This window comes from Azospirillum brasilense (assembly GCF_007827815.1).
Taxonomy (GTDB): domain Bacteria; phylum Pseudomonadota; class Alphaproteobacteria; order Azospirillales; family Azospirillaceae; genus Azospirillum; species Azospirillum brasilense_C.
Window position 1 is genome coordinate 68474 of sequence record NZ_VITH01000008.1, and the last position, 23406, is coordinate 91879.

At 68.5% G+C, this 23406-nt stretch carries 23 protein-coding genes and 2 tRNA genes; 12 read left to right on the plus strand and 13 right to left on the minus strand.

Annotated features, from left to right (window positions below; translation table 11 throughout):
• Positions 1-242 precede the first annotated feature (242 nt).
• The 4 genes from FBZ83_RS17450 to FBZ83_RS17465 form a co-directional block, all read right to left on the minus strand.
• Positions 243-488, minus strand: coding sequence for a DUF6460 domain-containing protein (locus FBZ83_RS17450; RefSeq protein ID WP_145676475.1), 246 nt, complete (start codon positions 486-488; stop codon positions 243-245).
• Positions 489-930: 442 nt separating this feature from the next.
• Positions 931-1007 (minus strand) — tRNA-Arg (locus FBZ83_RS17455).
• A 10-nt stretch (positions 1008-1017) separates the two neighbouring features.
• Entirely contained in the window at positions 1018-1314 is a 297-nt protein-coding gene (locus FBZ83_RS17460; RefSeq protein ID WP_014240426.1) for an ETC complex I subunit, read from the minus strand.
• A 49-nt stretch (positions 1315-1363) separates the two neighbouring features.
• Positions 1364-1441: transfer RNA gene (locus FBZ83_RS17465), tRNA-Pro, on the minus strand.
• A 116-nt stretch (positions 1442-1557) separates the two neighbouring features.
• Between FBZ83_RS17465 and FBZ83_RS17470 the strand changes: the two genes are divergently transcribed.
• Positions 1558-2073: a hypothetical protein gene (locus FBZ83_RS17470; protein WP_145686256.1), complete on the plus strand. Its 516-nt coding sequence runs from the start codon at positions 1558-1560 to the stop codon at positions 2071-2073.
• Between the two features lie 10 nt (positions 2074-2083).
• Here FBZ83_RS17470 and FBZ83_RS17475 read toward each other — a convergent pair whose 3' ends face one another.
• The 4 genes from FBZ83_RS17475 to FBZ83_RS17490 all read right to left on the minus strand — a co-directional run bounded on the left by FBZ83_RS17475 (position 2084) and on the right by FBZ83_RS17490 (position 5084).
• Positions 2084-2524, minus strand: a complete 441-nt coding sequence (locus FBZ83_RS17475; protein WP_247888344.1) for a DUF192 domain-containing protein — start codon at positions 2522-2524, stop codon at positions 2084-2086.
• A gap of 127 nt (positions 2525-2651) precedes the next feature.
• Complete coding sequence (locus FBZ83_RS17480; protein ID WP_145686264.1) at positions 2652-3206, minus strand: hypothetical protein; 555 nt, start codon at positions 3204-3206, stop codon at positions 2652-2654.
• Positions 3203-3760, minus strand: a complete 558-nt coding sequence (locus FBZ83_RS17485) for a hypothetical protein (protein WP_145686272.1) — start codon at positions 3758-3760, stop codon at positions 3203-3205. The genes FBZ83_RS17480 and FBZ83_RS17485 overlap by 4 nt, the downstream gene beginning before the upstream one ends.
• Positions 3761-3920: 160 nt before the next feature.
• On the minus strand, positions 3921-5084 hold the full coding sequence (locus FBZ83_RS17490) for an acetoin utilization protein AcuC (protein WP_145686278.1): 1164 nt from the start codon (positions 5082-5084) through the stop codon (positions 3921-3923).
• 127 nt (positions 5085-5211) lie between these two features.
• On the opposite strand from FBZ83_RS17490, the gene FBZ83_RS17495 reads away from it, so the two are divergent.
• Both FBZ83_RS17495 and FBZ83_RS17500 read left to right on the plus strand, forming a co-directional pair.
• Positions 5212-5970: a DUF1194 domain-containing protein gene (locus FBZ83_RS17495; RefSeq protein ID WP_145686286.1), complete on the plus strand. Its 759-nt coding sequence runs from the start codon at positions 5212-5214 to the stop codon at positions 5968-5970.
• Positions 5971-6063: 93 nt separating this feature from the next.
• The gene (locus tag FBZ83_RS17500) at positions 6064-6888 is read left to right on the plus strand and encodes a universal stress protein (RefSeq protein WP_145686292.1); all 825 of its coding nucleotides are present in this window, start codon (positions 6064-6066) and stop codon (positions 6886-6888) included.
• Positions 6889-6942: 54 nt separating this feature from the next.
• Here the strand turns inward: FBZ83_RS17500 and FBZ83_RS17505 are convergent, their stop codons facing one another.
• From FBZ83_RS17505 to FBZ83_RS17520, 4 genes are all read right to left on the minus strand, one after another.
• Entirely contained in the window at positions 6943-8406 is a 1464-nt protein-coding gene (locus FBZ83_RS17505) for a sodium:proton antiporter (RefSeq protein WP_145686297.1), read from the minus strand.
• A 114-nt stretch (positions 8407-8520) separates the two neighbouring features.
• Positions 8521-8901: a DUF1850 domain-containing protein gene (locus tag FBZ83_RS17510; protein WP_145686303.1), complete on the minus strand. Its 381-nt coding sequence runs from the start codon at positions 8899-8901 to the stop codon at positions 8521-8523.
• Between the two features lie 10 nt (positions 8902-8911).
• Complete coding sequence (locus FBZ83_RS17515; RefSeq protein ID WP_145686305.1) at positions 8912-11008, minus strand: TRAP transporter permease; 2097 nt, start codon at positions 11006-11008, stop codon at positions 8912-8914.
• 31 nt (positions 11009-11039) lie between these two features.
• Complete coding sequence (locus FBZ83_RS17520) at positions 11040-11978, minus strand: TAXI family TRAP transporter solute-binding subunit (RefSeq protein WP_137114513.1); 939 nt, start codon at positions 11976-11978, stop codon at positions 11040-11042.
• A gap of 319 nt (positions 11979-12297) precedes the next feature.
• On the opposite strand from FBZ83_RS17520, the gene FBZ83_RS17525 reads away from it, so the two are divergent.
• The 8 genes from FBZ83_RS17525 to FBZ83_RS17560 all read left to right on the plus strand — a co-directional run bounded on the left by FBZ83_RS17525 (position 12298) and on the right by FBZ83_RS17560 (position 20984).
• Entirely contained in the window at positions 12298-12795 is a 498-nt protein-coding gene (locus FBZ83_RS17525) for a (2Fe-2S)-binding protein (RefSeq protein ID WP_145686306.1), read from the plus strand.
• Positions 12796-12832: 37 nt separating this feature from the next.
• On the plus strand, positions 12833-15223 hold the full coding sequence (locus FBZ83_RS17530) for a xanthine dehydrogenase family protein molybdopterin-binding subunit (RefSeq protein ID WP_145686308.1): 2391 nt from the start codon (positions 12833-12835) through the stop codon (positions 15221-15223).
• A 15-nt stretch (positions 15224-15238) separates the two neighbouring features.
• Positions 15239-16033: an FAD binding domain-containing protein gene (locus tag FBZ83_RS17535; RefSeq protein ID WP_145686310.1), complete on the plus strand. Its 795-nt coding sequence runs from the start codon at positions 15239-15241 to the stop codon at positions 16031-16033.
• A 168-nt stretch (positions 16034-16201) separates the two neighbouring features.
• Positions 16202-17125, plus strand: a complete 924-nt coding sequence (locus FBZ83_RS17540; protein WP_145686312.1) for an AAA family ATPase — start codon at positions 16202-16204, stop codon at positions 17123-17125.
• Positions 17126-17131: 6 nt separating this feature from the next.
• Positions 17132-18331, plus strand: a complete 1200-nt coding sequence (locus FBZ83_RS17545) for a vWA domain-containing protein (RefSeq protein WP_145686314.1) — start codon at positions 17132-17134, stop codon at positions 18329-18331.
• On the plus strand, positions 18328-18642 hold the full coding sequence (locus FBZ83_RS17550; protein WP_114859690.1) for an XdhC family protein: 315 nt from the start codon (positions 18328-18330) through the stop codon (positions 18640-18642). The genes FBZ83_RS17545 and FBZ83_RS17550 overlap by 4 nt, the downstream gene beginning before the upstream one ends.
• A complete protein-coding gene (locus FBZ83_RS17555) occupies positions 18639-19358 on the plus strand; it encodes an XdhC family protein (protein WP_145686316.1) in 720 nt (239 codons plus the stop codon). Before FBZ83_RS17550 ends, FBZ83_RS17555 begins: the two co-directional genes overlap by 4 nt.
• Before the next feature lie 15 nt (positions 19359-19373).
• On the plus strand, positions 19374-20984 hold the full coding sequence (locus tag FBZ83_RS17560; RefSeq protein ID WP_145686318.1) for an NTP transferase domain-containing protein: 1611 nt from the start codon (positions 19374-19376) through the stop codon (positions 20982-20984).
• Positions 20985-20987: 3 nt separating this feature from the next.
• Here the strand turns inward: FBZ83_RS17560 and FBZ83_RS17565 are convergent, their stop codons facing one another.
• Positions 20988-21701: a type 1 glutamine amidotransferase gene (locus FBZ83_RS17565; RefSeq protein WP_145686320.1), complete on the minus strand. Its 714-nt coding sequence runs from the start codon at positions 21699-21701 to the stop codon at positions 20988-20990.
• 154 nt (positions 21702-21855) lie between these two features.
• Between FBZ83_RS17565 and FBZ83_RS17570 the strand changes: the two genes are divergently transcribed.
• Positions 21856-23391: a bifunctional metallophosphatase/5'-nucleotidase gene (locus FBZ83_RS17570; protein ID WP_145686322.1), complete on the plus strand. Its 1536-nt coding sequence runs from the start codon at positions 21856-21858 to the stop codon at positions 23389-23391.
• The last annotated feature ends 15 nt before the right edge of the window (positions 23392-23406 follow it).

The following is a 23406-nucleotide window of genomic DNA, read 5'->3' on the forward strand; positions in this document are numbered from 1 at the left end:
CCCTCCCTGTATTCGCCTATGCCGGGGGTTCCAATGGAACCCTCGGCTATTTTTTTGCCCGAAGACAATCTGGGCCGGTTGCAGGCAGCTGATAAAATTAGCGTCGATTGACGCAGATCAACGAAGCGGATGAGCCGCGGGAGTAAACAGTCCTTGTCTCTAACCCTCCCTGTATTCACTTAGCCGGAGATCCACTGGATCTCCGGTTTTTTCTTGTGCGGGTGATGGGCATTGCGCCGCAATCAGGGGCGGTGCCGTGTGCGGGTCCAGCGCATGACCGCCCCGATGACGGACAGCGGGACGACGATCACCGCCCCGATCAGGATGTAGGGCAGCGCCCAATGAAAGAAGTCGGCCGCCAACCGGGCGATGTCCTGGATCGTGCCCCAACTGTTGGTCAGGATGCTCGCCGGGTTGATGTCCAGAAAGGACAGAACCAGCCCGACCACGAAGCACAGAAGAAGCGTTCTGACGATCCAACCGACCAAGACATCACCTCGTGCTGACGCCGAACGGCGTGGGATTGCACACGCGCCCCGTGCAACGTCTCCGGTATGGAGACCGTTCCCTGCGGTAGATGGTGACGGCGGTGGCGCATGATAACGCCCAGGCCCGCCTTCGTGCCGGCGCGTTCGGGTTATCCCCATTTTTTGTGGATAACTTTGTGGATGAGTCGTCAAGCCCGTTGGGGTGGCGGTTGGTTACCGCCATGCCCCTAAATTGAGCATGGTCATTGCGGTGCGAAACCATTGGATACACTGCGAATCGTCAGGCTTTGACCGCGATCACACGCTTCGCTATCCCTTCGTCTACGACGAAAGGGGTATGGGGATAACTGTGTTGACCAATTTTGGAATCAGGTGACCGACCACCGACGAAAAGCAGCGGCCGTTCCAAATCGATAATGAGCAAGCGGAACTGCAAAGGAGATGGCGACCCCAGCAGGATTCGAACCTGCGACCTATCGCTTAGAAGGCGATTGCTCTATCCAACTGAGCTATGGGGCCCCGGTCCGGATCAGAAGCGCGGACGGTCCATGCGGAAGTTGTCGGCGTAGTTGCGCGGCCGAACGCGGCGCACGGGAGCGTCCTGGACCGTGTAGTCCCAGCCCTTGCGCTGGGCGAAGGCAACCGCCTCCTCCGACGTCTCGAAACCGATGCGCACCTGGTTGAGCGTGTCGCCAGAGCTGATCCAGCCCATCAACGGCTCCGGACGGCGCGGGGTTTCAATCTCGTATTCAAGCAGCCAACGATGCGTCTTGGCACGCCCGGACTGAGTGGCCGCTTTGCTCGGCTGGTAGATCCGGACCTTCATGACGCGGCATCTCCTCTGATACGTGCGTGGTGCATCGTTCGAATTTCGTTGGTCGGGGCGCCCGGATTCGAACCGGGGGCCTCCAGTACCCAAAACTGGCGCGCTGACCAGACTGCGCTACGCCCCGACGTCGGGCAGTGGAATACACGAACCCCGCGCGAACGGCAAGACGCAGCCGCATCTATCCCGCAGGGTGGGGCTTCCGTATGATGCCGCCCCTTTCGCCCCTGTCGAACAGCCGCCGTGAACAGCCCTTCCCTGCCCCCTCCCCGTCTTGCCGTCTTCGTCTCCGGACTGGACGACTCCCCGGCCGGGCGTGCCGCCGTGGGCGTCGCCAACGCTTTCCAGAGGTGGGGGTACGGGCTCGACGTCATCGCCCCGATGGGGGGCGGGCCGTTGCGGGCGGCGCTGCACCCCGGCATCGGTCAGATTGACCTTGCCAAGCGGCACACCGGCACCTCCGCCCTTGCGCTCTCCCGCATCGTCGCGGAGCGCCGGCCGGCCGGACTGGTCGGGGTGGGCTCGGACGCCGGGCTCGTCGCCCTGGCCGCCGCCCGGCTGGCGCGGCAGGGCACGCCGACGGCGGTGCTGGAGACGGCGTTGCCGCCCGGTGGAGCGTTGCTGCGCGTCCTGCGGGGATGGCTGCACCCGCGCGCCGCCATCGTGGTGAGCGATGCGGTCACGAATCCCGAGACGGACCCCGAGGCGGCGGCCCGGCTCGTCCTGACCGCCTTCGGGTTCCCCGAGGGGGGCCGTTAACGCGGCGCCATCACTTCGCGGTGCCGAACGCCGCGTGCACCACGCGGTCGCCTGGACGGATGCCCAGCCGCGCGCTCATGCCGCCGTTGATCTCCAGGATGCCCTTCACCGGACCGGCCGAGTTCACCGCGTCCAGCGACTGCGGCACGGCGTTGGCGTGGATGTTCACGATGCGGCCGTCGGCGCCGATGAAGATCATGTCGAGCGGGATCAGCGTGTTCTTCATCCAGAAGCTGGCCGGCTGCGGACGGTCGTAGGTGAACAGCATACCGGCGTCGGCGGCCATCTTTTCTCGGTACATCAGCCCCTGCGCCTGCTGCGCCGGGGTTTCCGCCAGTTCGATGTCGAAGCGGTACTTGCCGCCTCCCGCCGTCTCGACGGTCAGGGAAGAGCGGGCGAAGCTCTCCAGCGCCACCGCCGGCAAGGCCGACAGCAGAATCACGGCTCCCATCAGAAGCCCACCCAGAAGGACACGCGCAGCCCGTCCGATCATCGCGACCAACCCATCCCTTGACGTTCGAGAGCCTGGACGATGCCGCCGCGCCGCCCGCCTGTCCAGAGGCGTCTCGTGAACGGCGTCACGCCGCCGTACGGTCGGTGGCGGTGGTGTAGATGTCCTTGGTCAGCGGCTTGATCTGCTTGATCTGATAGCCGGGGCGCGCGCTGAAGCGGCGGATGGCCCGCTCCCCGGCCTCGCGGTCGCTCTCGGCCCAGACGAGATAGTCGCGCCCACGCGCCCACTCGACGGCCAGCGGGTGCAGGGCGTCGATCTCGCCGATCTGCGTGTTGACGACCGTCACCAGCCATTCCTTGTCGTTCGGATTGCGCCGGTCGGTCAGGATCAGGAGCTGGGGCCGCTGCTTGGTCTGCGCTTCGGACAGGCGCCGCTGGATCTCCGACTGCTTGCGCCGCGCCTCGACGGTCCCGGCCATGCACTCCTCGATCTCCTTGACGATGTGCTCGTCCTCCTGCTGGAGCCGGCGGATCGTCGCCTCCAGCTTGCCGATCGTGTCCTTGGTGGCCCGCATCCGGCTGCGGCTCTGCGCGACCTGGGAATCGACCGCCAGCAGCACGTTGCCCAGCCACGCCCCGATGGCGATGATGCCGAGAATGATGAGGAAGTTGATCATCATGATGCGGGCGCCTTGATCCGGCCGGGGTTGGGGCGCCCCTGGGTCCTCTGGAAGGACTTGGTGAAACCCATCTTGAAGGGGAACGCCACCTCGACCAGCTGCTTGGCCTCCTCCGCTCCCGATGCCCAGACCTCCGCCACGTTGGCGCAGCGCCAGATCGGGTTGACCTGCGACTTGTCACCGCCGGCCGACGCCTTCTCCTGGCCGACGGTCACCAGGAACTTCGACAGGCCGGCCTGGGGATCGCCGACCTCATGCACGAACACCGGGGGCTGAAGGGCGATTTCCGCGATCGCCCGCTCCATCTTGCGGTTTTCGGTTTCGGCGCGGTGCTTCTCGGCGGACACCTGGTTGCGCCGCTGCACCTTGCCGTTCACCCGGTCCTGAAGCTCATGGATTTCCGAATGCAGGACATAGATGCGATTCTCAAGCTGGTCGAGACCCGCGGAGCGATGAAGAAAGTCGGGCAAGAAGCGCTTCAGCATCATGGCGACCGGGACGGCGGCCAGCATCATCGCGGCGATGGTCAGCAGGAGCAAGGTGGTGTTGGACATCGTCGGCCTGCCCCCTCTCCGTCTCTCCGGCTCCCGGTCTCCAGCGTGACGTGGCCGGTCGAACCAGCCTGCGGACAGCGCGAGTCGCGCGAATCAGGCTGGCCGATTCGTTCCATTACGTCAACTGCGTGACATATGTGAATGAAAAACTTTCCAAAGATTATCCGGTTCGGACCATTTTCGTGATTGCCGCAGCGGCAACGCGCCGCACCTCGTCGCGCAGCGGGCCGGGGCGTGGCGCGTCGGCGAGCGTGGTGAACCAATGCTCGGGCGGGTTGCGCCCGGCGGCGCGCGACCAGGACAGCGACCGCAGGACGCCTTCCGCCTCGGGCGTCGGCGGCACCGCCGGGTCGATGCCGTTCAGCACCGCCCAGATGCCCGCCCAGCAGCGCCCGACCGACCAGGGATTGTAGCCACCCCCGCCGACGACCATCAGGCGCGGCGCCAACCCCATCAGCGCCCGCACCGCCCGCCACAGCGCGCCGTTCGACAGCTCCAGCCGGCTCAGCGGGTCCTCGGCGAGCGCGTCGGCCCCCGTCTGGATGACCAGCGCCTGAGGGCGGAACCCTTGCCCCAGCGGCAGGATCACCGTCTCCAGCAGGTAATCCATCTCCGTGTCGTTGAACCCCGGCGGCACCGGCAGGTTGACGGCCATGGCGCCGGGGCGGTCCTCCGCCTTGCCGGTGAAGGGCCAGCGTCCGTCCTCATGGACCGACAGGGTCAGCACGCGGTCGTCGTCGGCAAAGGCGTCCTCCACCCCGTCGCCGTGGTGGGCGTCGAGATCCACGTAGAGCACCCGGTCGATCCCGGAATCGAGCAGCGCCAGGATGCCCAGCACCGGGGCGTTGAGGTAGCAGAAGCCGCTGGCCCGCCCCGGACGGGCGTGGTGCGTGCCGCTCGCAGGGCTGTAGACGATGCCGGATGGCTGCTCCGCCAGCAGGCGCCCAGCCAGGATGGCGGCGCCGGTGCTGATGGCGGGACGGCGGTACATCTCAGGAAAGACGGGATTCTCCAGCCGGCCGAGGTTGTAGCGCTCCCCCGTCGCGGCATCCACGCGCTGGTCGGCCTCGGCGCGGTGCAGGGCGGCGATGTAGTCCGGGGCGTGGAAGCGGGTCAGTTCCTCCGGCGTTGCGAACGGGCTGTCGCGGTAGACCGCGTCGGGCAGCCAGCCCATGGCGCGGCTGAGGTCGATGGCGGTCGAGACCCGCGGGATGGCCAGCGGGTGCTTCGCGCCATAGCTGGAGCCCCGGTAGATCTCGCTGCCCAGGAACAGCGGGCGGGCGGGAAAATCAGGCGGACATTCGGATCGGGATTCGGTCGGCATGGGGTGGAGAGGTGGAGCGGCGACGCCCGTCCGTCAACGTCTCGTGCACAGGGCCCCTTGTCGCGGCGGCGCAGCGATCTCTTTTCTTGAGGGGTACGGGCGACAATATCCGCGGGGGAGGCACGGCATGGACGGTGCGTGGCGTCTGGCGGGGATGGCCGTCGCGGTTTTTCTGGCCGGCGGAATGGGGGCGCCGGCCCTGGCCGACACGCCGGTCGATCTGGAACTGGTGCTGGCCGTGGACGTGTCCGGCAGCGTGGACGCGGAGGAAGGACGCCTGCAGCGCGAGGGGTACGTCGCCGCCCTCACCGACCCGAAGATCCAGGCGGCGATCCGCGGCGGTCCGTTCGGGCGCATCGCCGTCACCTACGTCGAATGGGCCGGCGACAGCTTCCAGCGCATCACCGTGCCCTGGACCCTGCTGAGCGACCACGGCAGCGTCGAGGCCTTCGCCTCCTCGATCGCCGAATCGCCCACGCTGAGCGCGCAGTGGACCTCGATCAGCGCGGCCATCGATTTCAGTGCCCGCCTGTTCAACGACAATGGATTCGAAGGGACGCGGCGGGTCATCGACGTGTCGGGCGACGGAGTCAACAACCGCGGCCGTCCCGTGCAATGGGCGCGCGACGAGGCAGTCGCCGCTGGGATCACCATCAACGGCCTGCCGATCCTCAACGACCGGCCCAATCCTTGGGGCGGGGCGGCTCCGACGAACCTCGACGGCTATTACGAGGAGCATGTGATCGGCGGGCCCGGCGCCTTCCTGGTGCCCGCCGTCAGCTTCGAAGCCTTCGCCGACGCCATCCTGAGCAAGCTGCTTCTGGAAATCTCCGGGCTCACTCCCGACGAAGGTGCGGGCGGGCGCAGCGGTTTTGCCAGCCGATAGAGAACCCGTGTCAGCCGGGCCGTTGCCATGTTGGCTCAACAAACATTACCTATGGAGTGCCGGTCATCCGGTTCGAAACCTGCGAGCGAGACCATGCCGATCAAGACGATCCTGCTGCACATGTCGAACGACGACCGCCACACCCAGCGGCTTGAGGTCGCGGTCGGTCTCGCCAAGCGCTTCTCCGCCTTTGTCGAGGTGCTGTTCGTGGCGACGCCGGTGTCGATGCCCCCAGCGGTGACCGGACGCGCCGCCTCCTACGCCTACATCGCCGAGGCCACGGCCATCGCCCACGAGAAGGCCGGACAGATCGAACAGGAGGTCCGGTCGGCACTGAAGGACTGTTCCTACTCCTGGACGGTCGACGAAGGGGACCATGTGGAGTTGCTGGCCGCCCGCGCCGCCTATGCCGACCTCGCCATCGTGAGCCAGAGCCACGGCGACGATCTCAGCAATCGGGTGATGCTCCAGGTGCCGGACCGCCTTCCGCTGACCAGTTCCTGCCCGACCCTGGTGCTTCCCCACAACTTCCCGCCCCGGACCGAGATTGGCCGCCATGTGGTGGTGGCCTGGAAGAACACGCGGGAAGCCGGACGCGCCGTGCGCAACGCCCTGCCCTTCCTCACGGCCGCCGGACGGGTCACGGTGGTTACCATCGACCCGCCGGGCGATGCGTTGGATGGTGGCCGTGACCTGATGATCTGGCTGGAGCGCCATGGCGTTCGCAGCCAGCATCAGGCCAGCATCTTCCAGGGCGGTGACGTCGGGGAGATCATTCTGGACAGCCACCGCAGCCTGGGCGGCGATCTGCTGGTGATGGGTGCCTACGGCCATTCCCGTCTGCGCGAGATGGTGCTGGGCGGGGCGACGCGTACGGTGCTGTCGAACCTCACCACCCCGGTCCTGATGGCCCATTGAGATTCGGCAGGCGGGCGGTGCTTCGGCACGGCCCGCCTGCTTATCGAGGGGGACCTAGAGGAAGAAGACCCAGGTCACCAGGACGAACAGCGGCACCAGGATGCCGCAGGACCACAGCATGTAGCCGAAGAAGCTCGGCATCGCCACGCCGCGCTCCTCGGCGATGGCCTTGACCATGAAGTTCGGCGCGTTGCCGATGTAGGTGTTGGCGCCCATGAACACCGCGCCCGCCGAAATGGCCGCCAGTGTCACGGCGAGGTCGGTCATCAGCACCTGCGCATCGCCGCCCGCGGTGTTGAAGAAGATCAGGTAGGTCGGCGCGTTGTCGAGGAAGCTGGACAGGATGCCGGCCGCCCAGAAATAGGCCGCGGGGACCGGCTGGCCGTCCTGGTTCACCGCCGCGATGATGGCGCCGAGCGCCCCGTCGGTGCCGGCCTTCAGGATGGCGATGGCCGGGATGATGGTCAGGAAGATCGCCGCGAACAGCTTCGCCACCTCCAGGATCGGCCCCCAGGTGAAGGCGTTGAGGCGGCGGCTGTGCGCGCTGGTCAGCACCAGCGACAGGCCGGTGATGCCGAGAAGCAGCAGATTGCTGACGATCGTCTCCAGCGGCACGTGAATGTGGTAGATCTCCACCCCCACCCCGGGATGCCAGACGCCGCTCAGCAGCACCGCGCCGACGATGGCGACGAGCAGGAGCAGGTTCACCGCCCCCTCGATTCGCACCGGCTCGCGCTCATGCACGCCCTCGATCAGCGGGTGCTTGCCGGGGTCCTTGGTGTGCAGGTAGAGGTCCACCACGAAGTAGATCGCCAGCAGGCAGCCCGACACCAGAACCATCGGCCAGAACAGATGGATGGTCGGCCAGAAGAAGCTGACCCCCTTCAGGAAGCCCAGGAACAGAGGCGGATCGCCCAGCGGCGTCAGGGAGCCGCCAACGTTCGACACCAGGAAGATGAAGAAGACGACGGTGTGCACCTTGTGCCGCCGGTGCTCGTTGGCACGGATCAGCGGGCGGATCAGCAGCATCGAGGCGCCGGTCGTCCCCATCAGGCTGGCCAGCAGCGTGCCCAGCCCAAGCCCCAGCGTGTTCGCCAGTGGCGTGCCCACCAGCGTTCCGCAGATCCGCACGCCGCCCGCAACCGTGAACAGGGCGGTCAGCAGCACGATGAAAGGGATGTATTCGAGAAGCAGCGTGTGCAGCAGCTCGTAGGTGGCGAGACCGGCCCCGAAGGTCAGCGCGAAGGGCAGCAGAAAGGCGATGGCCCAGCCGGCGGCGACCTTGCCGAAATGATGGTGCCAGAAGGATGGCGCCAGCAGCGGCATCAGGGCGATGGACAGCAGAATCCCGACGAAGGGAATCACCCAGAAGACATTCAGGTCGCGCCCGTCGAGATGCGGAGCCCCCGCAGCTTCCGCCGCCAGGGCCAGCCCCGGCAGTCCGGCGGCGGCGAGACCGGCCAGGGGAGCGGCAAGTGAACGGGCGAGGCGATGTCGGGTCGGTCGGGCGTCGGTCATAACACGCATTCATCTGTAATATCAGTTACCGAAGTATGCGTCTCCGAAAGGGCTAAGCCAAGCCGGAACGCCCCTTCAGAATTCCCTTATCGGCCGTGCGTGAAGAACGTGTCTCTAACCGCAGGGCCTGAGTTCGAGTGGACTCGGGCCCGGCCCGCCGATCCAGCCGTGAAGCGGGCGGCACGTTCCGCCCGCGCACAATGTGTGGTCCGGTGTGAAGGAGGAAGCGGCCAGGACCAGCCGTTCCAGCGGCGGCACCGTCGGTACCCAGACCCACCAGCCGTCGGCCAAGCGGGACTCGGCGGGCGGCTCCATCCCGGCACCGGTGCCCTTCACACGGGCCTCGGTCAGGACGAGACGTCCACCCTCGATGCGCCAGTCCTCCCGCCATTCGGTCTTTTCCACCGAATGGGTCCAGGACAGGGTGAAGGCGGGACCCGGCAGGGCGGCCAGAACCGCCCCACCGAGCGCCGACAGGCACAAGGCCACGCTCATGCCGCCGCCATCATGCCGGGGCGCTGGTCCGACCCAGGCGGCGCAGACGGTGGCGCTGCCACAGCAGGAAGGCCGCCGTCATGACGAAGCCGGCCTCGTCCGTCACGGGCAGGGACAGGACAAACAGGAAAGCCGCCGCCGCCGCGAACACCCGCTCCGCCCAGTTCATTGGCGTCCAGAAATACCCGATGGTCGCCGCGCCCCACAGGCCGATGGAAATCAGCGCCTTGAACAGGACGTAGGCCACGGCCAGCGGGTCGTCGGTCTGGAGCATCAGCGCCGGGTCGTACACCGCCATGAAGGGCACGACGTAGCCCGCCATGGCGACGCGTGTGGCGATCCAGCCGATCTCCATGTGCCCGGCCCGGCAGATGGACGAGGCGGCCAGCGCCGCCAGCGCCACCGGCGGGGTCAGGTCCGCCATGATGCCGAAGTAGAAGACGAACATGTGCGAGACGATCAGCGGCACGCCCATCTGCAAAAGGGCCGGCGCCGCGATGGCCGCGGTGATGATGTAGTTCGCCGTGGTCGGCAGGCCGGTGCCCAGAACGATGCAGGCCAGCATGGTCAGCAGCAGCGCGATCAGCAGATTGCCGCCCGACAGGTCCATGATGGTGGAGGCGAAGCTGGAGGCCAGCCCGGTCAGGGTCAGGATGCCGATCAGCACGCCCACCAGCGCGCAGGCCACGCCCACCCCCACGGCGTTCTTGGCGCCGTCGGCGAGGCTCTGCACCAGCAGCGCCAGCGTCTCCCGCCCGCCCTTCAGCGCCAGACAGGGCAGGACCAGCAGGCCGACGATGGCGAAGGCCAGATGCTCCGTCCGCAGCCCCATCCGCCACAGCGCTGCGGCGATGAGGCCAAGGACGACCCAGAAACCGACCCGCAGCACCGTCGTGCCGATGAAGCCGACGATCCGCGTGCCGAGGATCAGCGCGACGGTCAGGGCGATGCCGATCACCCCGGCGAACAGCGGCGTGAAGCCGGAGAACAGGAGGTAGACCAGCGCCGCCAGGGGCAGGATCAGGTACCAGCTCTCCTTCAGCGCGCCGAGGACGCTGGGGCATTGGTCCTTCGGCAGGCCGACGAGGTTGTGCTTGCCGGCCTCCAGATGGACCATCCAGAAGGCGCTGCCGAAATAGAGGATGGCCGGGATCGCCGCGGCGATGGCGATGTCGCTGAAGGGGACGCCGATGGTCTCCGCCATGATGAAGGCGGCCGCCCCCATGACCGGCGGCATGATCTGCCCGCCCATGCTGGCCGTCGCCTCCACCGCCCCGGCGAAGGCCGGGCGGTAGCCGAAGCGCATCATCAGGGGAATCGTGAACTGGCCGGTGGTCAGCACGTTTGCCACGCCCGAGCCGTTGATCGTCCCCATGAAGCCGGACGAGATGACCGCCACCTTCGCCGGCCCGCCCTTGGCATGGCCGACGAGGCCGAGCGACACGTCGTTGAACAGCTTGATCATGCCGGCGCGCTCCAGGAAGGCGCCGAACAGGATGAACAGGAAGATGAAGGTCGCGGAGACGAAGGTGGGCGTGCCGTAGATGCCCTCCGTTGAGAGGTACAGGTTGTCGATCACCTGGTCGACGTCGTAGCCGCGGTGGGCCAGCCCGAAGGGCAGATGGCGCCCGAACAGCGCGTAGGGGATGAAGACGCCGCACATGATCGGCAACGCCCACCCCATGATGCGCCGCGCCGCCTCGAACACCAGGGCGATGGTCAGCGCGCCGACGATCAGGTCCGTGGTGTTCGGGTCGCCGGCCCGCTGGATGAGATCGACCTCGAAAACGTAATGGTAGAGGCCGAGCGCGAACGCGCCCAGGCCAAGCAGCCAGTCGTACCAGGGAACGCTGCGCCGTTCAGCCTCCTGCCGGAAGCCGAACAGCGTGAAGGTCATCAGCAGCAGGAAGCCGACATGGACCGACCGCACGACCATGCTGGACAGCGGGTTGAAGGCCGCCGTCCAGATCTGGAACAGCGAGAAGGCGACGGCGATGGCGAAGACGGCCTTGCCCGCCACGCCTTCGAAGGCCACGACCGTGGAGGGGTTCTCACGGTCGATGGCTTGGCGGATTTTGTTGTCCGCCTCTTGGGGGGATGCGCTCATCGCACGGGGGTTCCGGGACGACGCGGCGCGCTTACATCAGGCCCTTTTCCTTGTAGAACTTCTCCGCCCCCGGATGCAGCGGCACCGGCGACTGGATGGTGGTGGCGTCCAGCTTGATCTGCTTGGCGGCGGCGTGGGCCGCACCCATCGCGTCGAGATTCTCGAACATCGCCTTGGTCATCGCGTAGACCGCGTCGTCCGACACGCCGGAATGGGTGACCAGCAGGTTGCGCACCGCCGCGGTCGGCACCGGCTCGCTCTGGCCGCTGTAGCTGTTGGCCGGGATGGTCTCGGCGATGTAGGCGGGATCACCGACCTTCTGGATGACGTCGGCCGGGATCGACACGATGGTGATGTCCTGCGAGGTCGCCAGATCCTTGATCGCCGCCACGCCAAGGCCGGCGGAGATCAGGGTCGCGTCGAGCTGCCGGTTCTTGATCAGGTCCACCGATTCGGCAAAGGGCAGATACTCGGTCTTGGCGAAGTCCTTGTAGCCCAGCCCGGCGGCGGCGAAGATCGCGCGGGCGTTCAGCTCCGTTCCCGACTTCGGCGCGCCGACCGACACGCGCTTGCCCTTCAGGTCGGCCAGCGTCTTAACGCCGGAATCCTTGCTCGCCACGATCTGAATGTAGTTGGGGTAGATGGCGGCGACGGTGCGCAGCTTGGTCAGCTTGCTCTTGAAGCCGGCCTCCTCGTCGCCCTTCCAGGCTCCGCTCAGCGAATCGCCGAGCGAGAAGGCGATCTCGCCGCGCTCCGACTGGAGGAGGTTCAGGTTCTCCACCGACGCCTTGGTGGCCTGGACCGTGACCTTCGCCCCCGGAATGGCCTTGCCGTAGATGCCGGACAGCGCGACGCCCAGCGGGTAATAGACGCCGCTGGTGCCGCCGGTCAGGACAGTGACGAACTGCTCGGCCTGGGCCGGCAGCGCGGTGAGCATGCAGACGCCGACCGCGGCCAGGAAACGTTTCATACTTCTGCCCTCCCAAAAGGCTGTCCGTTGCGGATCGTTCGTAAGACGCTTTGGTTTGCGTCGGATTGTTGGCTATCCTAACTTGTGGTCGGTGGGTCCGCCAGTCCGTAGGAACCGATAGACGCGCGGCGGTTCGGCACAAGCCCTCTCCCTTCGGAGGAGGCCGAACGGCGTCTTGACCGGATAGGACGGCGCGCCCCTATCCTTGTTCCGGTTGGTCCTGCACCACACTTTATCCCGCAGATCTGGAAGTACCGTCGAAAGAAGCGTCGCGAAGGTCGGGGCAACAGAACGTCACCAATCAATGGGAGGACAGCGGATGCCGTGTACCGTTTCCATGACCGTCAACGGAAAGGCGGTCTCGCGCGAGGTGGAGGAGCGGACCCTGCTGGTCACCTTCCTCCGTGACCAGCTCGGCCTGACCGGCACCCACGTCGGCTGCGACACCAGCCAGTGCGGCGCCTGCGTCGTCCACATCGACGGGCGGTCGGTGAAGTCCTGCACCATGCTGGCCGCCCAGGCCGACGGCGCCGCGGTCACCACCATCGAGGGGCTGGCGGCGGCGGACGGCACGCTGCACCCGATGCAGGCGGCCTTCCGCGAGCATCACGGCCTGCAATGCGGTTTCTGCACGCCGGGCATGGTGATGAGCGCCGTCGATCTGGTGACGGCCAACCCCTCCCCCAGCGAACATGAGGTCCGCGAAGGGCTGGAGGGCAACATCTGTCGCTGCACCGGCTACCACAACATCGTCAAGGCGGTGATGGCCGGGGCGGAGGCGATGCAGGGCGGCACGTTGAAGGCCGCCGCCGAATAACGGGCGGAAGCAAGGCTCACATGGGAGGAACACGAAGATGGCGAACCCCACCGGCATCGGCGCTTCCGTGCGCCGGCGCGAGGACGCGCGCTTCCTGACCGGGCGCGGCACCTACACCGACGACATCAACCGGCCCGGCCAGACCCACGCGGTCTTCGTCCGGTCCCCCTACGCCCACGCCCGCATCACCGGCATCGACGCGGCTGAGGCCATGCAGGCCCCCGGCGTGATCGCCGTGCTGACCGGCGCCGACATGGAGACCGACAAGGTCGGCAGCCTGCCCTGCGGCTGGCAGATCCATTCCAAGGACGGCTCCCCGATGAAGGAGCCGCCGCACTTCCCGATCGCCCGCGACCGCGCCCGCTACGTCGGCGACGCCGTCGCCGTGGTCATCGCCGAGACGCGCGAGCAGGCGAAGGACGCCGCCGAGCTGGTCATGGTCGATTACGAGGAGCTGCCGGCGGCGGTGACCTCGCTGAAGGCGCTGGAGGGCGGCGCGCCGCTGGTCCACGACGACATCGGCGGCAACCTCTGCTTCGACTGGCATCTCGGCGACGCGGCGGCGGTGGACGCGGCCTTCGCGCAGGCCGCCCATGTGGCGAAGCTCGACCTCGTCAACCAGCGGCTCGTCCCCAACGCCATGGAGCCGCGGGCGGCGCTCGGCGAGTACGACCGGGCGACCGGCGAGCACACGCTGACGACCACCAGCCAGAATCCGCACGTCATCCGCCTGCTGATGGGCGCCTTCGTGCTGGGCATCCCGGAGCACAAGCTGCGCGTCGTCGCCCCCGACGTCGGCGGCGGCTTCGGCTCCAAGATCTTCCATTACGGGGAGGAGGCCGTCGTCACCTGGGCGGCCAAGAAGGTCGGGCGCCCGGTGAAATGGACCGCCGAGCGCTCCGAGAGCTTCCTGACCGACGCCCACGGCCGCGACCATGTCAGCCACGCCGAGCTGGCGATGGACAAGGACGGCAACTTCCTGGCGCTGCGCGTCGCGACCATCGCCAATATGGGCGCCTATCTGTCGACCTTCGCACCGTCGATCCCGACCTACCTCTACGCCACGCTGCTCGCCGGCCAGTACAAGACGCCGGCGATCTACGCCGAGGTGAAGGCGGTCTTCACCAACACCGTGCCGGTGGACGCTTACCGCGGCGCCGGACGTCCGGAGGCCTGCTACCTGATCGAGCGGCTGGTCGAGGTTGCCGCCGCCGAGACGGGCATCGACAAGGCGGAGCTGCGCCGCCGCAACTTCGTGCCGGCCAGCGCCATGCCCTACCAGACCCCGGTGGCGCTGCAATACGACACCGGCGACTTCGCCAAGAATCTCGACATCGCCCTGCCCCTGGTCGACTACGACGGCTTCGCGGCGCGCAAGGCCGAATCCGCCCGGCGTGGCAAGCTGCGCGGAATCGGCTTCGCCACCTACATCGAGGCCTGCGGCATCGCGCCGAGCAACGTCGCGGGCGCGCTCGGCGCGCGGGCCGGGCTTTACGAATCGGCGGAGGTGCGTTTCCACCCGACCGGCTCGGTGACGGTCTTCACCGGCTCCCACAGCCATGGGCAGGGGCACGAGACGACCTTCGCGCAGCTCGTTTCCGAACGCTTCGGCGTGCCGATCGAGAATGTGGAGATCGTGCACGGCGACACCAGCAAGATCCCCTTCGGCATGGGCACCTACGGCTCCCGCTCCTTGGCGGTCGGCGGGTCGGCCATCGTGAAGGCGATGGACAAGGTGGAGCGCAAGGCCAAGAAGATCGCCGCCCACATGCTGGAGGCCGCCGAGGCCGACATCGAGGTGAAGGACGGGCGCTTCGTGGTGGCCGGCACCGACAAGGCGCTGACCATCGGCGACATCGCCCTGCAGGCCTACGTCCCGCACAACTTCCCGCTCGACGAGCTGGAACCGGGGCTGGACGAGCAGGCCTTCTACGATCCCAAGAACTTCACCTACCCCAACGGCTGCCACGTCTGCGAGGTGGAGATCGACCCCGACACCGGCGTGGTCCAGGTGGCGAGCTTCGCCGCCGTGGACGATTTCGGGCGGGTCATCAACCCGCTGATCGTCGAGGGGCAGGTCCATGGCGGGCTGGTCCAGGGCATCGGGCAGGCGCTCTACGAGAACTGCGTCTATGACGAGGAGTCGGGGCAGCTCCTCACCGGGTCCTACATGGACTACTGCATGCCGCGGGCGGACGACGTGCCGTCCTTCACGGTGCGCTACCACGAGGACCAGCCCTGCACCCACAACCCGCTGGGCGTGAAGGGCTGCGGCGAGGCCGGGACCATCGGTGCGTCGGCCGCCGTGATGAACGCGGTGGTGCACGCCCTGTCCGAGTACGGCGTCACCCATCTCGACATGCCGGCGACCCCGGAGCGGGTTTGGCAGGCGATCCGGCGCCACACCCCCGCCCAGGCGGCCGAGTAAGAGGGAGGAGACATCATGTACGCCTTCACCTATCACCGCCCCAAGAGCGTCGCCGACGCCGTCGCCCTGCAGGGCCGGTTCGAGGACCCGAAGCTGCTGGGCGGCGGGCAGACGCTCCTGCCGACTCTCAAGCAGCGCCTCGCCCGGCCGAGCGATCTGATCGACCTCGGCCAGATCCCGGAGCTTCAGGGCATCCGGGAGGAGGCCGGCGGCCTGACCGTCGGCGCCTTCACTCGCCACGCCCAGGTCGCCCATTCCGACGTCGTGCAGCGCGTCATCCCGGCGCTGGCCAGCCTCGCCGAGGGCATCGGCGACCGGCAGGTGCGCAACATGGGCACGCTCGGCGGGTCGATCTGCAACGCCGACCCCTCGGCCGACTACCCGGCCGCGGTCGTCGCGCTGAAGGCCACGGTGCGGACCGACCGTCGGGAGATCGCGGGCGACGACTTCTTCACCGGCATGTTCGAGACGGCGCTTGAGCCCGGCGAGATTGTCACCGCTGTGCATTTCCAGACGCCCGACAAGGCCGCCTACGCCAAGTTCCGCAACCCGGCCAGCCGTTACGCCATCGTCGGCGTTTTCGTGGCCGTGTTCGGCAGCGAAGTCCGCGTGGCGGTGACCGGCGCCGGCCCGTCCGTCTTCCGGGCGGACGACATGGAGGCGACTCTGGCCCAGGACTTCCGCGCCGACGCCCTGAACGGCGCGTCGGTGTCGGCGGACGGGCTGAACGCCGACATCCACGCCAGCGCCGACTACCGCGCCCATCTGGTGCGGGTGATGGCGCGGCGCGCGGTCGAGGCGTGTGGGTAACCGTCTTCCCTCTCCCGCCCCGGGAGAGGGTGGCGCGAAGCGCCGGGTGAGGGTACCGTCGAGGATCGGTGCCGTACGCTTGTCGGCACCCTCACCCTTCCCACGTCGTGGGCCCCTTCCCTCTCCCGGGGCGGGAGAGGGAATTTTCCCGCTGGATGACGGATTGTCATGCCCAACACCCTCCCCGCTTCCGTCGATGACACGCTGGACCTGCTGCGGCGGGGGAACTACGTCGCCGACCGCTCGCTGGCAACGGCGCTGTACCTCGCCTTGAAGCTGCGGCGTCCGCTGTTTCTGGAGGGCGAGGCCGGGGTCGGCAAGACCGAGATCGCCAAGGTGCTGTCCGCCACGCTGGGCCGGCGCCTGCTGCGGCTGCAATGCTACGAGGGGCTGGACGTCGCCGCGGCGGTCTACGAGTGGAACTACGCCCGGCAGATGATGGAGATCCGGCTGGCCGAGGCGTCGGGCGACCGCGACCGGGAGGCGCTCGGCGCCGATCTCTTCTCCGAACGCTTCCTGATCAAACGCCCGCTGCTCCAGGCGCTGGAACCCGATCCGGCCGGGGCGCCAGTCCTGCTGATCGACGAGCTGGACCGCACCGACGAGCCGTTCGAAGCCTACCTGCTCGAAATCCTCTCCGACTTCCAAGTCTCGATTCCGGAGTTCGGAACCGTCACGGCACCGGAGCCGCCCATCGTCATCCTGACCTCCAACCGCACCCGCGAGATTCACGACGCGCTGAAGCGGCGCTGCTTCTACCACTGGGTCGATTACCCCAACGCCGAGCGCGAGCGCGCGATCCTGGCCGTGAAGGCGCCGGAAGCCGACGCACGGCTGGCCGCCCAGGTCGTCGGCGTCGTCCAGAGCCTGCGCGGGATGGACCTCTACAAGGCGCCGGGCGTGGCCGAGACGCTGGACTGGGCGCAGGCGCTGGTCGAGCTGAACCAGTTGGAGCTTGAGCCTTCGGTCATCAACGACACGCTGGGCACGCTGCTGAAGTACCAGGACGACATCGCCCGCATCCAGGGCAGCGAGGCCGCGCGCATCCTGGCCCAGGTCAAGACGGAACTCGCCGCCTCCACGGCGCGGTGAGCGGCCATGCAAGGCGGCCTCGCCATCAACCTGATGCATTTCGCCCGCGCGCTGCGGGCGGCGGGGCTGCCGGTCGGACCGGGCAAGCTGCTCCAGGCCGTCGAAGCGGTGGAGGCGGTGGGGATCGGCAACCGGGCGGACTTCTACTGGGCGCTGCACGCCGTCTTCGTGAACCGGCGCGACCAGCGCGAGGTCTTCGATCAGGCCTTCCACGTCTTCTGGCGCAATCCGGACATCCTGAAGCGGATGATGGGGCTGATGCTGCCGACCATCCGCACGGAGTCACCGGACACCCAGGACCCGCTGTCCCGCCGCGTCGCCGACGCGCTGCGCGGCACCGCGCCGGAGGCGGAGGGGCCGGAGAAGTCGGAGATCGAGGTGGACGCCTCCTTCACCGTTTCGGCCCAGGAACGGTTGCAGGAGAAGGATTTCGAGAAGATGTCGGCGGCGGAGATGGCCGAGGCCAAGCGGATGCTCGCCCGCATCGCTCTGCCGGTGGCCGAGGTGACGACCCGCCGCCATCGCCCCGACCCGCGGGGGCCGCGCGTGGACCCGCGGGCGACGCTGCGGCGGATGCTGCGCTCCGGCGGCGATCTGGCCGATCTGGCGCGGCGCAGCCGCCGCACGCGCCCGCCGCCGCTGGTCGTGCTGTGCGACATCTCCGGCTCCATGACGCGCTATTCGCGGATGCTGCTGCATTTCATGCACGCGCTCAGCAACGACCGCGATCGGGTGCACAGCTTCGTCTTCGGCACCCGCCTGACCAACATCACCCGCCATCTGCGGCACAAGGACGTCGACGTGGCGCTGGACGCCGTGTCGGCGGCGGTGGCGGACTGGTCGGGAGGAACGCGCATCGGGACGGCGCTGCACGCCTTCAACCGGACCTGGGCGCGCCGGGTCCTCGGCCAGGGGGCGGTGGTTCTGCTCATCACCGACGGGCTGGACCGGGATGCCGGAGAAGGTCTTGCGGCGGAGGCCGAACGGCTGCACAAGAGCTGCCGCCGACTGGTCTGGCTGAACCCGCTCTTGCGGTGGGAGGGGTTCGCACCAAAATCCAGCGGTATCCGGGCCTTGTTGCCGCATGTGGACGACTTCCGCCCGGTCCACAACCTGAACAGTCTGGCCGGGCTCGCCGACGCGCTGAACCGCGACGGGCCGCGACGGGCCGAAAGCCTGCGCAAGTGGCTGAAGGAGGCCGCATGAGGGACGATATTCTGGAGCAGGCCGCGGGCTGGCGCGCGGAGGGCCGCAAGGTCGCCCTGGCGACGGTGGTCGCCACCTGGGGGTCCTCCCCCCGCCCGGTGGGCAGCCAGATGGCCGTGGACGACGCCGGTTCGATGATCGGCTCCGTCTCCGGCGGCTGCATCGAGGGGGCCGTCGTGCACGAGGCGCGCAAGACCATGGAGGATGGTGAGCCGAGGATGATCTCGTTCGGGGTCAGCAACGAAATGGCCTGGGAGGTCGGGCTGGCCTGCGGCGGCCGGGTGCAGGTCTATGTCGAGGCCGTGGAATGAAGCGCGACATCACCGAACGGCTGCTCGCCGCCCGCAAGGCCGGGCGTCCCGTGGCCCTGGTCACCGACCTCGGTACCGGCCTGCAGACGCTGGTCTACGAGGACGCCATCCACGGCGGCTTCGGGCTGGAGGACGATCTTCTGGAGGAGGTGCGGGAGCGGCTGCGCCAGGATCGGTCCGGCCTCATCGCCGATTTGGAGGAGGAGGATGAGGACGGCGTCCAGCTGTTCGTCCAGACCCACAACCCGCCGCTGCGGCTGCTGGTGGTCGGCGCCGTGCACATCGCCCAGGCGCTGGCCCCGCTCGCCGCGCTGACCGGCTACGCCGTCACGGTGATCGACCCGCGCGGCTCCTTCGCCACGGAATCGCGCTTTCCCGGCGTCGCCCTGCATGAGTCCTGGCCGGACGAGGCGCTGTCCGCTCTGGCGATCGACAACCGCACCGCCGTGGTGACCCTGACCCACGATCCCAAGCTGGACGACCCGGCGCTGCTGGTGGCTCTGCGCTCCCCGGCCTTCTACGTCGGCTCGCTCGGCAGCAGGCGCACCCACGCCAAGCGGCTGGAGCGGCTGAAGGAGCAAGGCGTGACCGACGCGGAGCTGGCGCGCATCCACGCCCCGGTCGGGTTGGACATCGGCGCCGTGACCCCGGCGGAAATCGCCCTGTCGGTCATGGCCCAGATCACCGCCGTGCGGCGCAAGGCCGGCGCGGCCTGACAGGAGTTCATCAGCATGTTTTTCGGCCCGCTGCCCCTGCGGGAGCTGGAAGGCGCCATCCTGGCGCATTCGGTCCGCCGCGGCTCCGTCAGCTTCAAGAAGGGCCGCGTCCTCAGCGCCGAGGACGTGACCGCGCTGCGCGACGCCGGCCTTACCACGGTAACCGCCGCAAAGCCCGGCCCTGACGATGTGGGGGAGGACGCGGCGGCGGCCCGCATCGCCGCCGCCTTGAAGGGGCAGGAGATCACCGTCGGCGCCGCCTTCACCGGCCGCGTCAACCTGTTCGCCGAATCGCGCGGCCTGTTCGTTCCGGATGTCGAACGGATCAACGCGCTGAACCTCATCGACGAAAGCGTAACGGTCGCCACCCTGCCCGCCTTCGCGCCGGTCGAGCCCGGCCAGATGGTCGCCACGGTCAAGATCATCCCCTTCGCCGCCCCCCGTGGCGCCGTGGAGGGGGCGGAGGTCGAGGCGTCCGCCGGGATGCCGGCGCTGCGCGTCGCCCCCTTCCGCCCCGTGACCGCCGCGCTGATCCAGACCCGCCTGCCCGGCGTGAAGGACAGCGTCCTCGACAAGACCGTGGCCGTGACGCGGCAACGTCTGGAGGCGATGGGCGGGCGGCTGGTCCGCGATTCGCGCTGCTACCATGGCGAGGCGGCTCTGGCCGACGCCATCGCGGCGGCGGGGCGTGTCGACCTGCTGCTGATCGCCGGAGCCTCGGCCATCACCGACCGGCGCGACGTGCTGCCGGCGGGCATCGAGCGGGCGGGCGGCGTGATCGAGCATTTCGGCATGCCGGTCGACCCCGGCAATCTGCTGCTGATCGCGCATATCGGGGAGACGCCGGTGCTCGGCCTGCCCGGATGCGCGCGGTCGCCAAAGCTGAACGGCTTCGATTGGGTGCTCCAGCGCATCGCCGCGGGGATTCCGGTGACGCGGGCCGACGTCATGCGCATGGGGGTGGGCGGCCTGCTGGCCGAGATCCCCAGCCGCCCCCTGCCCCGTTCCGGCACGGTCGCGGTGGAGCCGCCGCGGGCGCCGCGCATCGCCGCACTGGTTCTGGCCGCCGGACGGTCGAGCCGCATGGGCGGCAGCAACAAGCTGCTCGCCGATGTCGGGGGGGAGCCGCTGGTCGTCCGCACGATCGAATCGGTGCTGGCCTCGCAGGCCAAGCCGGTGGTGGTGGTGACGGGCCATATGGCGGAGGCGGTGTCCGCGCCGCTGGCCGGGCGCCCGCTGACGATCGTTCACAACCCGTCCTTCGCCGACGGGCTCAGCGCCTCGTTGCGCGCCGGGCTGGCCGCCCTGCCAGCGGACGTCGACGGGGTGGTGGTGTGTCTCGGCGACATGCCGCGCGTCACGCCGCAGGCCATCGACCGGCTGATCGCCGCCCACAACCCGCTGGAGGGCCGGACCGTCTGCGTCCCGACCGTTCATGGCAAGCGCGGCAACCCGGTCCTGTGGGACCGCGGCTTCTTCGCGGAGATGGCGAAGCTCTCCGGCGACGCCGGGGCCAAGGCGCTGCTGGCCACCCACGCCGATCAGGTGGTCGAGGTGCCGGTGGAGGACGGCGGCATCCTCTACGACGTGGACACGCCGGACCTGCTGGCGGAGCTTCGCGGGTAAGGTTCAGGCGGCCCGTTCGATCACCAGATCCAGCCAGCGGCGGGAGATCGTCCGGGCGACCGTCCCGGCGGCGGGCAGGTGCCGCTCCAGCGCGACGTCCAGCCCGTCGAGGACGGCCCGGTTGTGCTCCCGTGAGTCGACGCCGAACTTCTCCGCCCAGCCGCGAACGATGGCGGCGTCGGCCTCCGGGTGGAACTGGAAGGCGTAGAGGTTGCGCCCGAGCCGGAAAGCCTGACGCATGCAGGCGTTGCTCCAGGCCAGCGGCACGGCGCCCTCGGGAAATTCGAAGGTGTCGTAGTGCCACTGCACCATGTGCAGCTCCGGCGCCAGCCCGCCGAACAACGGATCGTCCGAAGCGGCCTCGAACAGCCGGACCGCGCCGACGCCGATCTCCGCCACCGAATGGCGGTAGACACGGGCGCCGAAGGCACGGGCGGCCAACTGCGCGCCCAGGCAGATGCCCATCACCGGGCGCTCCTCCGCCGCGAAGGCGCGGATCAGCTCCATGACCTGCGGAAAGTGCGGACCTTGCGCGTCGTTCCAGGCGTCCTGCGGTCCGCCGAGGACCAGCAGCCCGTGATAGCCCTCCGGCGTGGCGGGCAGCGCCTCCCCCTCGTCCGCGGCGACGGTGACCAGCGTCGCGCCGAACTCGGCCAGCGCGTCCCCGACGAGTCCGGCGGGGGCGTTTCGGTTGTTCTGGACGACCAGGATGCGCATGGGGGACCACGTCGGTGAAAGCGGATGCCCCGTTCATGAGCGGCGACGGCGGCGAAATCAAGCGATGCAAGGCGGCTATGCGCCACGCCGCGGGACGGCGTACAGTGCGGGGACGCGAAGGAAGCCTTTCAACTTCCCCAGGGAGACGAGATCGATGCTGACCCGGATTCGCACGCTGGCGGGGGTCGCCACCCTTGCCGGTGCCCTGCTGTTCCCCGCGACCCTGCTGTTCCCAACCGCGGCGGCCGCCCAGAACGGGACGGTGACCTTCCTGCACTTCAACGACATCTACGAGATTTCGCCGGTGAAGGGCCGCGGCGGCTTCGCCCCCCTGATGACGGTGCTGAAGGCGGAGCGGCAGCGCAGTGCCGGCGCGCTCACCACGGTCGGCGGCGATTTCCTGTCCCCCTCCCTGCTCTCCGGGACGACGCGGGGCGCGCAGATGCCCGACCTGTTCAACGCCATGGGCGTGGACGTCGTCGGCTTCGGGAATCACGAATTCGACTTCGGCACGGAGGTGCTGAAGGCCCGCATCGCCGAATCGAAGTTCCCCTGGGTCGGCACCAACATCGCCGGACCGGATGGCCAACCGCTCCCCGGTTCGGTCGCCACCTGGACGAAGACGGTCGGCGACGTCAAGGTCGGTTTCCTCGGAGTCCTCACCCCGGAGACCGCGCATCTGTCCAGCGGCGGGGCGGAGGCCACCTTTACCAACGTGCAGGCCGCCGCGGCCCTGGCGGTGAAGGCGCTGCGCGACGCGGGGGCGAACGTCGTGGTCGCGCTGACCCACCAGACCATCACGGAGGACCGTGATCTGGCGGTCAAGGTGAAGGGCATCGACCTGTTGTTGGGCGGCCATGACCACGACCCGATCAGCTTCTACGAAGGATCGACCCTGATCCTGAAGGCCGGGGCGGACGGCCATTATCTCGGCGTCATCGATCTGGCGGTCAGCACCAAAGCCACGGACAAGGGGCCGGCGACCACCGTCACACCCTCCGGCTGGCGCTTCGTCACGACCGCCGGGGTGGCCCCGGACGCCGAGGTCGGGGCGCTGGTCAAGCGCTACACCGACCAGCTCGACGCCACGCTGGCCGGCGTGATCGGGCGGACGGAGACCGACCTCGACAGCCGCAAGGACGTCGTCCGCTCGCAGGAAACGACGATGGGCAACCTGATCGCCGACGCGCTGCGCGACGGGCTGAAGGCCGACGTTGCCATCACCAACGGCGGCGGCATCCGCGCCGACATGTTGCACCCGGCGGGCAGTTCGCTGACCCGCAAGGACATCTTCGCGGAGATGCCCTTCGGCAACGTCGCCGTGCTGACGCTGCTGTCCGGAGCCGACATTCTGGCCGCGCTGGAGCATGGCGTGTCGAAGGTGGAGGACAAGGCCGGGCGCTTCCCGCAGGTGTCGGGCCTGACCTTCACCTACGATCCGAAGCTGCCGTCGGGCACTCGCGTGACCGGGGTGACGGTGGGCGGCCAGCCGCTCGACCCGGCCAAGACCTACCGCGTGGCGACCAACGACTACATGCTGAAGGGCGGCGACGGCTACGCGGCGCTGTCCCGCGGCCGGACGGTGGTGGACGCCTCCGGCGCCGTGCTGATGGCGACGATGGTCATGGACTATGTGGAGGCGAACAAGACCGTCGCCCCGAAGGTGGAAGGCCGCATCGTCGCGAAGTGATCGGAGCGCGCGAAA

Coding starts and splice junctions, on each gene's coding strand:
- FBZ83_RS17460 (WP_014240426.1), bottom strand. CDS start 1,314: ATGAAGGTCCGGATCTACCAGCCGAGCAAAGCGGCCACTCAGTCCGGG.
- FBZ83_RS17475 (WP_247888344.1), bottom strand. CDS start 2,524: ATGGGAGCCGTGATTCTGCTGTCGGCCTTGCCGGCGGTGGCGCTGGAG.
- FBZ83_RS17480 (WP_145686264.1), bottom strand. CDS start 3,206: ATGATGATCAACTTCCTCATCATTCTCGGCATCATCGCCATCGGGGCG.
- FBZ83_RS17485 (WP_145686272.1), bottom strand. CDS start 3,760: ATGTCCAACACCACCTTGCTCCTGCTGACCATCGCCGCGATGATGCTG.
- FBZ83_RS17490 (WP_145686278.1), bottom strand. CDS start 5,084: ATGCCGACCGAATCCCGATCCGAATGTCCGCCTGATTTTCCCGCCCGC.
- FBZ83_RS17495 (WP_145686286.1), top strand. CDS start 5,212: ATGGACGGTGCGTGGCGTCTGGCGGGGATGGCCGTCGCGGTTTTTCTG.
- FBZ83_RS17500 (WP_145686292.1), top strand. CDS start 6,064: ATGCCGATCAAGACGATCCTGCTGCACATGTCGAACGACGACCGCCAC.
- FBZ83_RS17505 (WP_145686297.1), bottom strand. CDS start 8,406: ATGACCGACGCCCGACCGACCCGACATCGCCTCGCCCGTTCACTTGCC.
- FBZ83_RS17510 (WP_145686303.1), bottom strand. CDS start 8,901: ATGAGCGTGGCCTTGTGCCTGTCGGCGCTCGGTGGGGCGGTTCTGGCC.
- FBZ83_RS17515 (WP_145686305.1), bottom strand. CDS start 11,008: ATGAGCGCATCCCCCCAAGAGGCGGACAACAAAATCCGCCAAGCCATC.
- FBZ83_RS17520 (WP_137114513.1), bottom strand. CDS start 11,978: ATGAAACGTTTCCTGGCCGCGGTCGGCGTCTGCATGCTCACCGCGCTG.
- FBZ83_RS17525 (WP_145686306.1), top strand. CDS start 12,298: ATGCCGTGTACCGTTTCCATGACCGTCAACGGAAAGGCGGTCTCGCGC.
- FBZ83_RS17530 (WP_145686308.1), top strand. CDS start 12,833: ATGGCGAACCCCACCGGCATCGGCGCTTCCGTGCGCCGGCGCGAGGAC.
- FBZ83_RS17535 (WP_145686310.1), top strand. CDS start 15,239: ATGTACGCCTTCACCTATCACCGCCCCAAGAGCGTCGCCGACGCCGTC.
- FBZ83_RS17540 (WP_145686312.1), top strand. CDS start 16,202: ATGCCCAACACCCTCCCCGCTTCCGTCGATGACACGCTGGACCTGCTG.
- FBZ83_RS17545 (WP_145686314.1), top strand. CDS start 17,132: ATGCAAGGCGGCCTCGCCATCAACCTGATGCATTTCGCCCGCGCGCTG.
- FBZ83_RS17550 (WP_114859690.1), top strand. CDS start 18,328: ATGAGGGACGATATTCTGGAGCAGGCCGCGGGCTGGCGCGCGGAGGGC.
- FBZ83_RS17555 (WP_145686316.1), top strand. CDS start 18,639: ATGAAGCGCGACATCACCGAACGGCTGCTCGCCGCCCGCAAGGCCGGG.
- FBZ83_RS17560 (WP_145686318.1), top strand. CDS start 19,374: ATGTTTTTCGGCCCGCTGCCCCTGCGGGAGCTGGAAGGCGCCATCCTG.
- FBZ83_RS17565 (WP_145686320.1), bottom strand. CDS start 21,701: ATGCGCATCCTGGTCGTCCAGAACAACCGAAACGCCCCCGCCGGACTC.
- FBZ83_RS17570 (WP_145686322.1), top strand. CDS start 21,856: ATGCTGACCCGGATTCGCACGCTGGCGGGGGTCGCCACCCTTGCCGGT.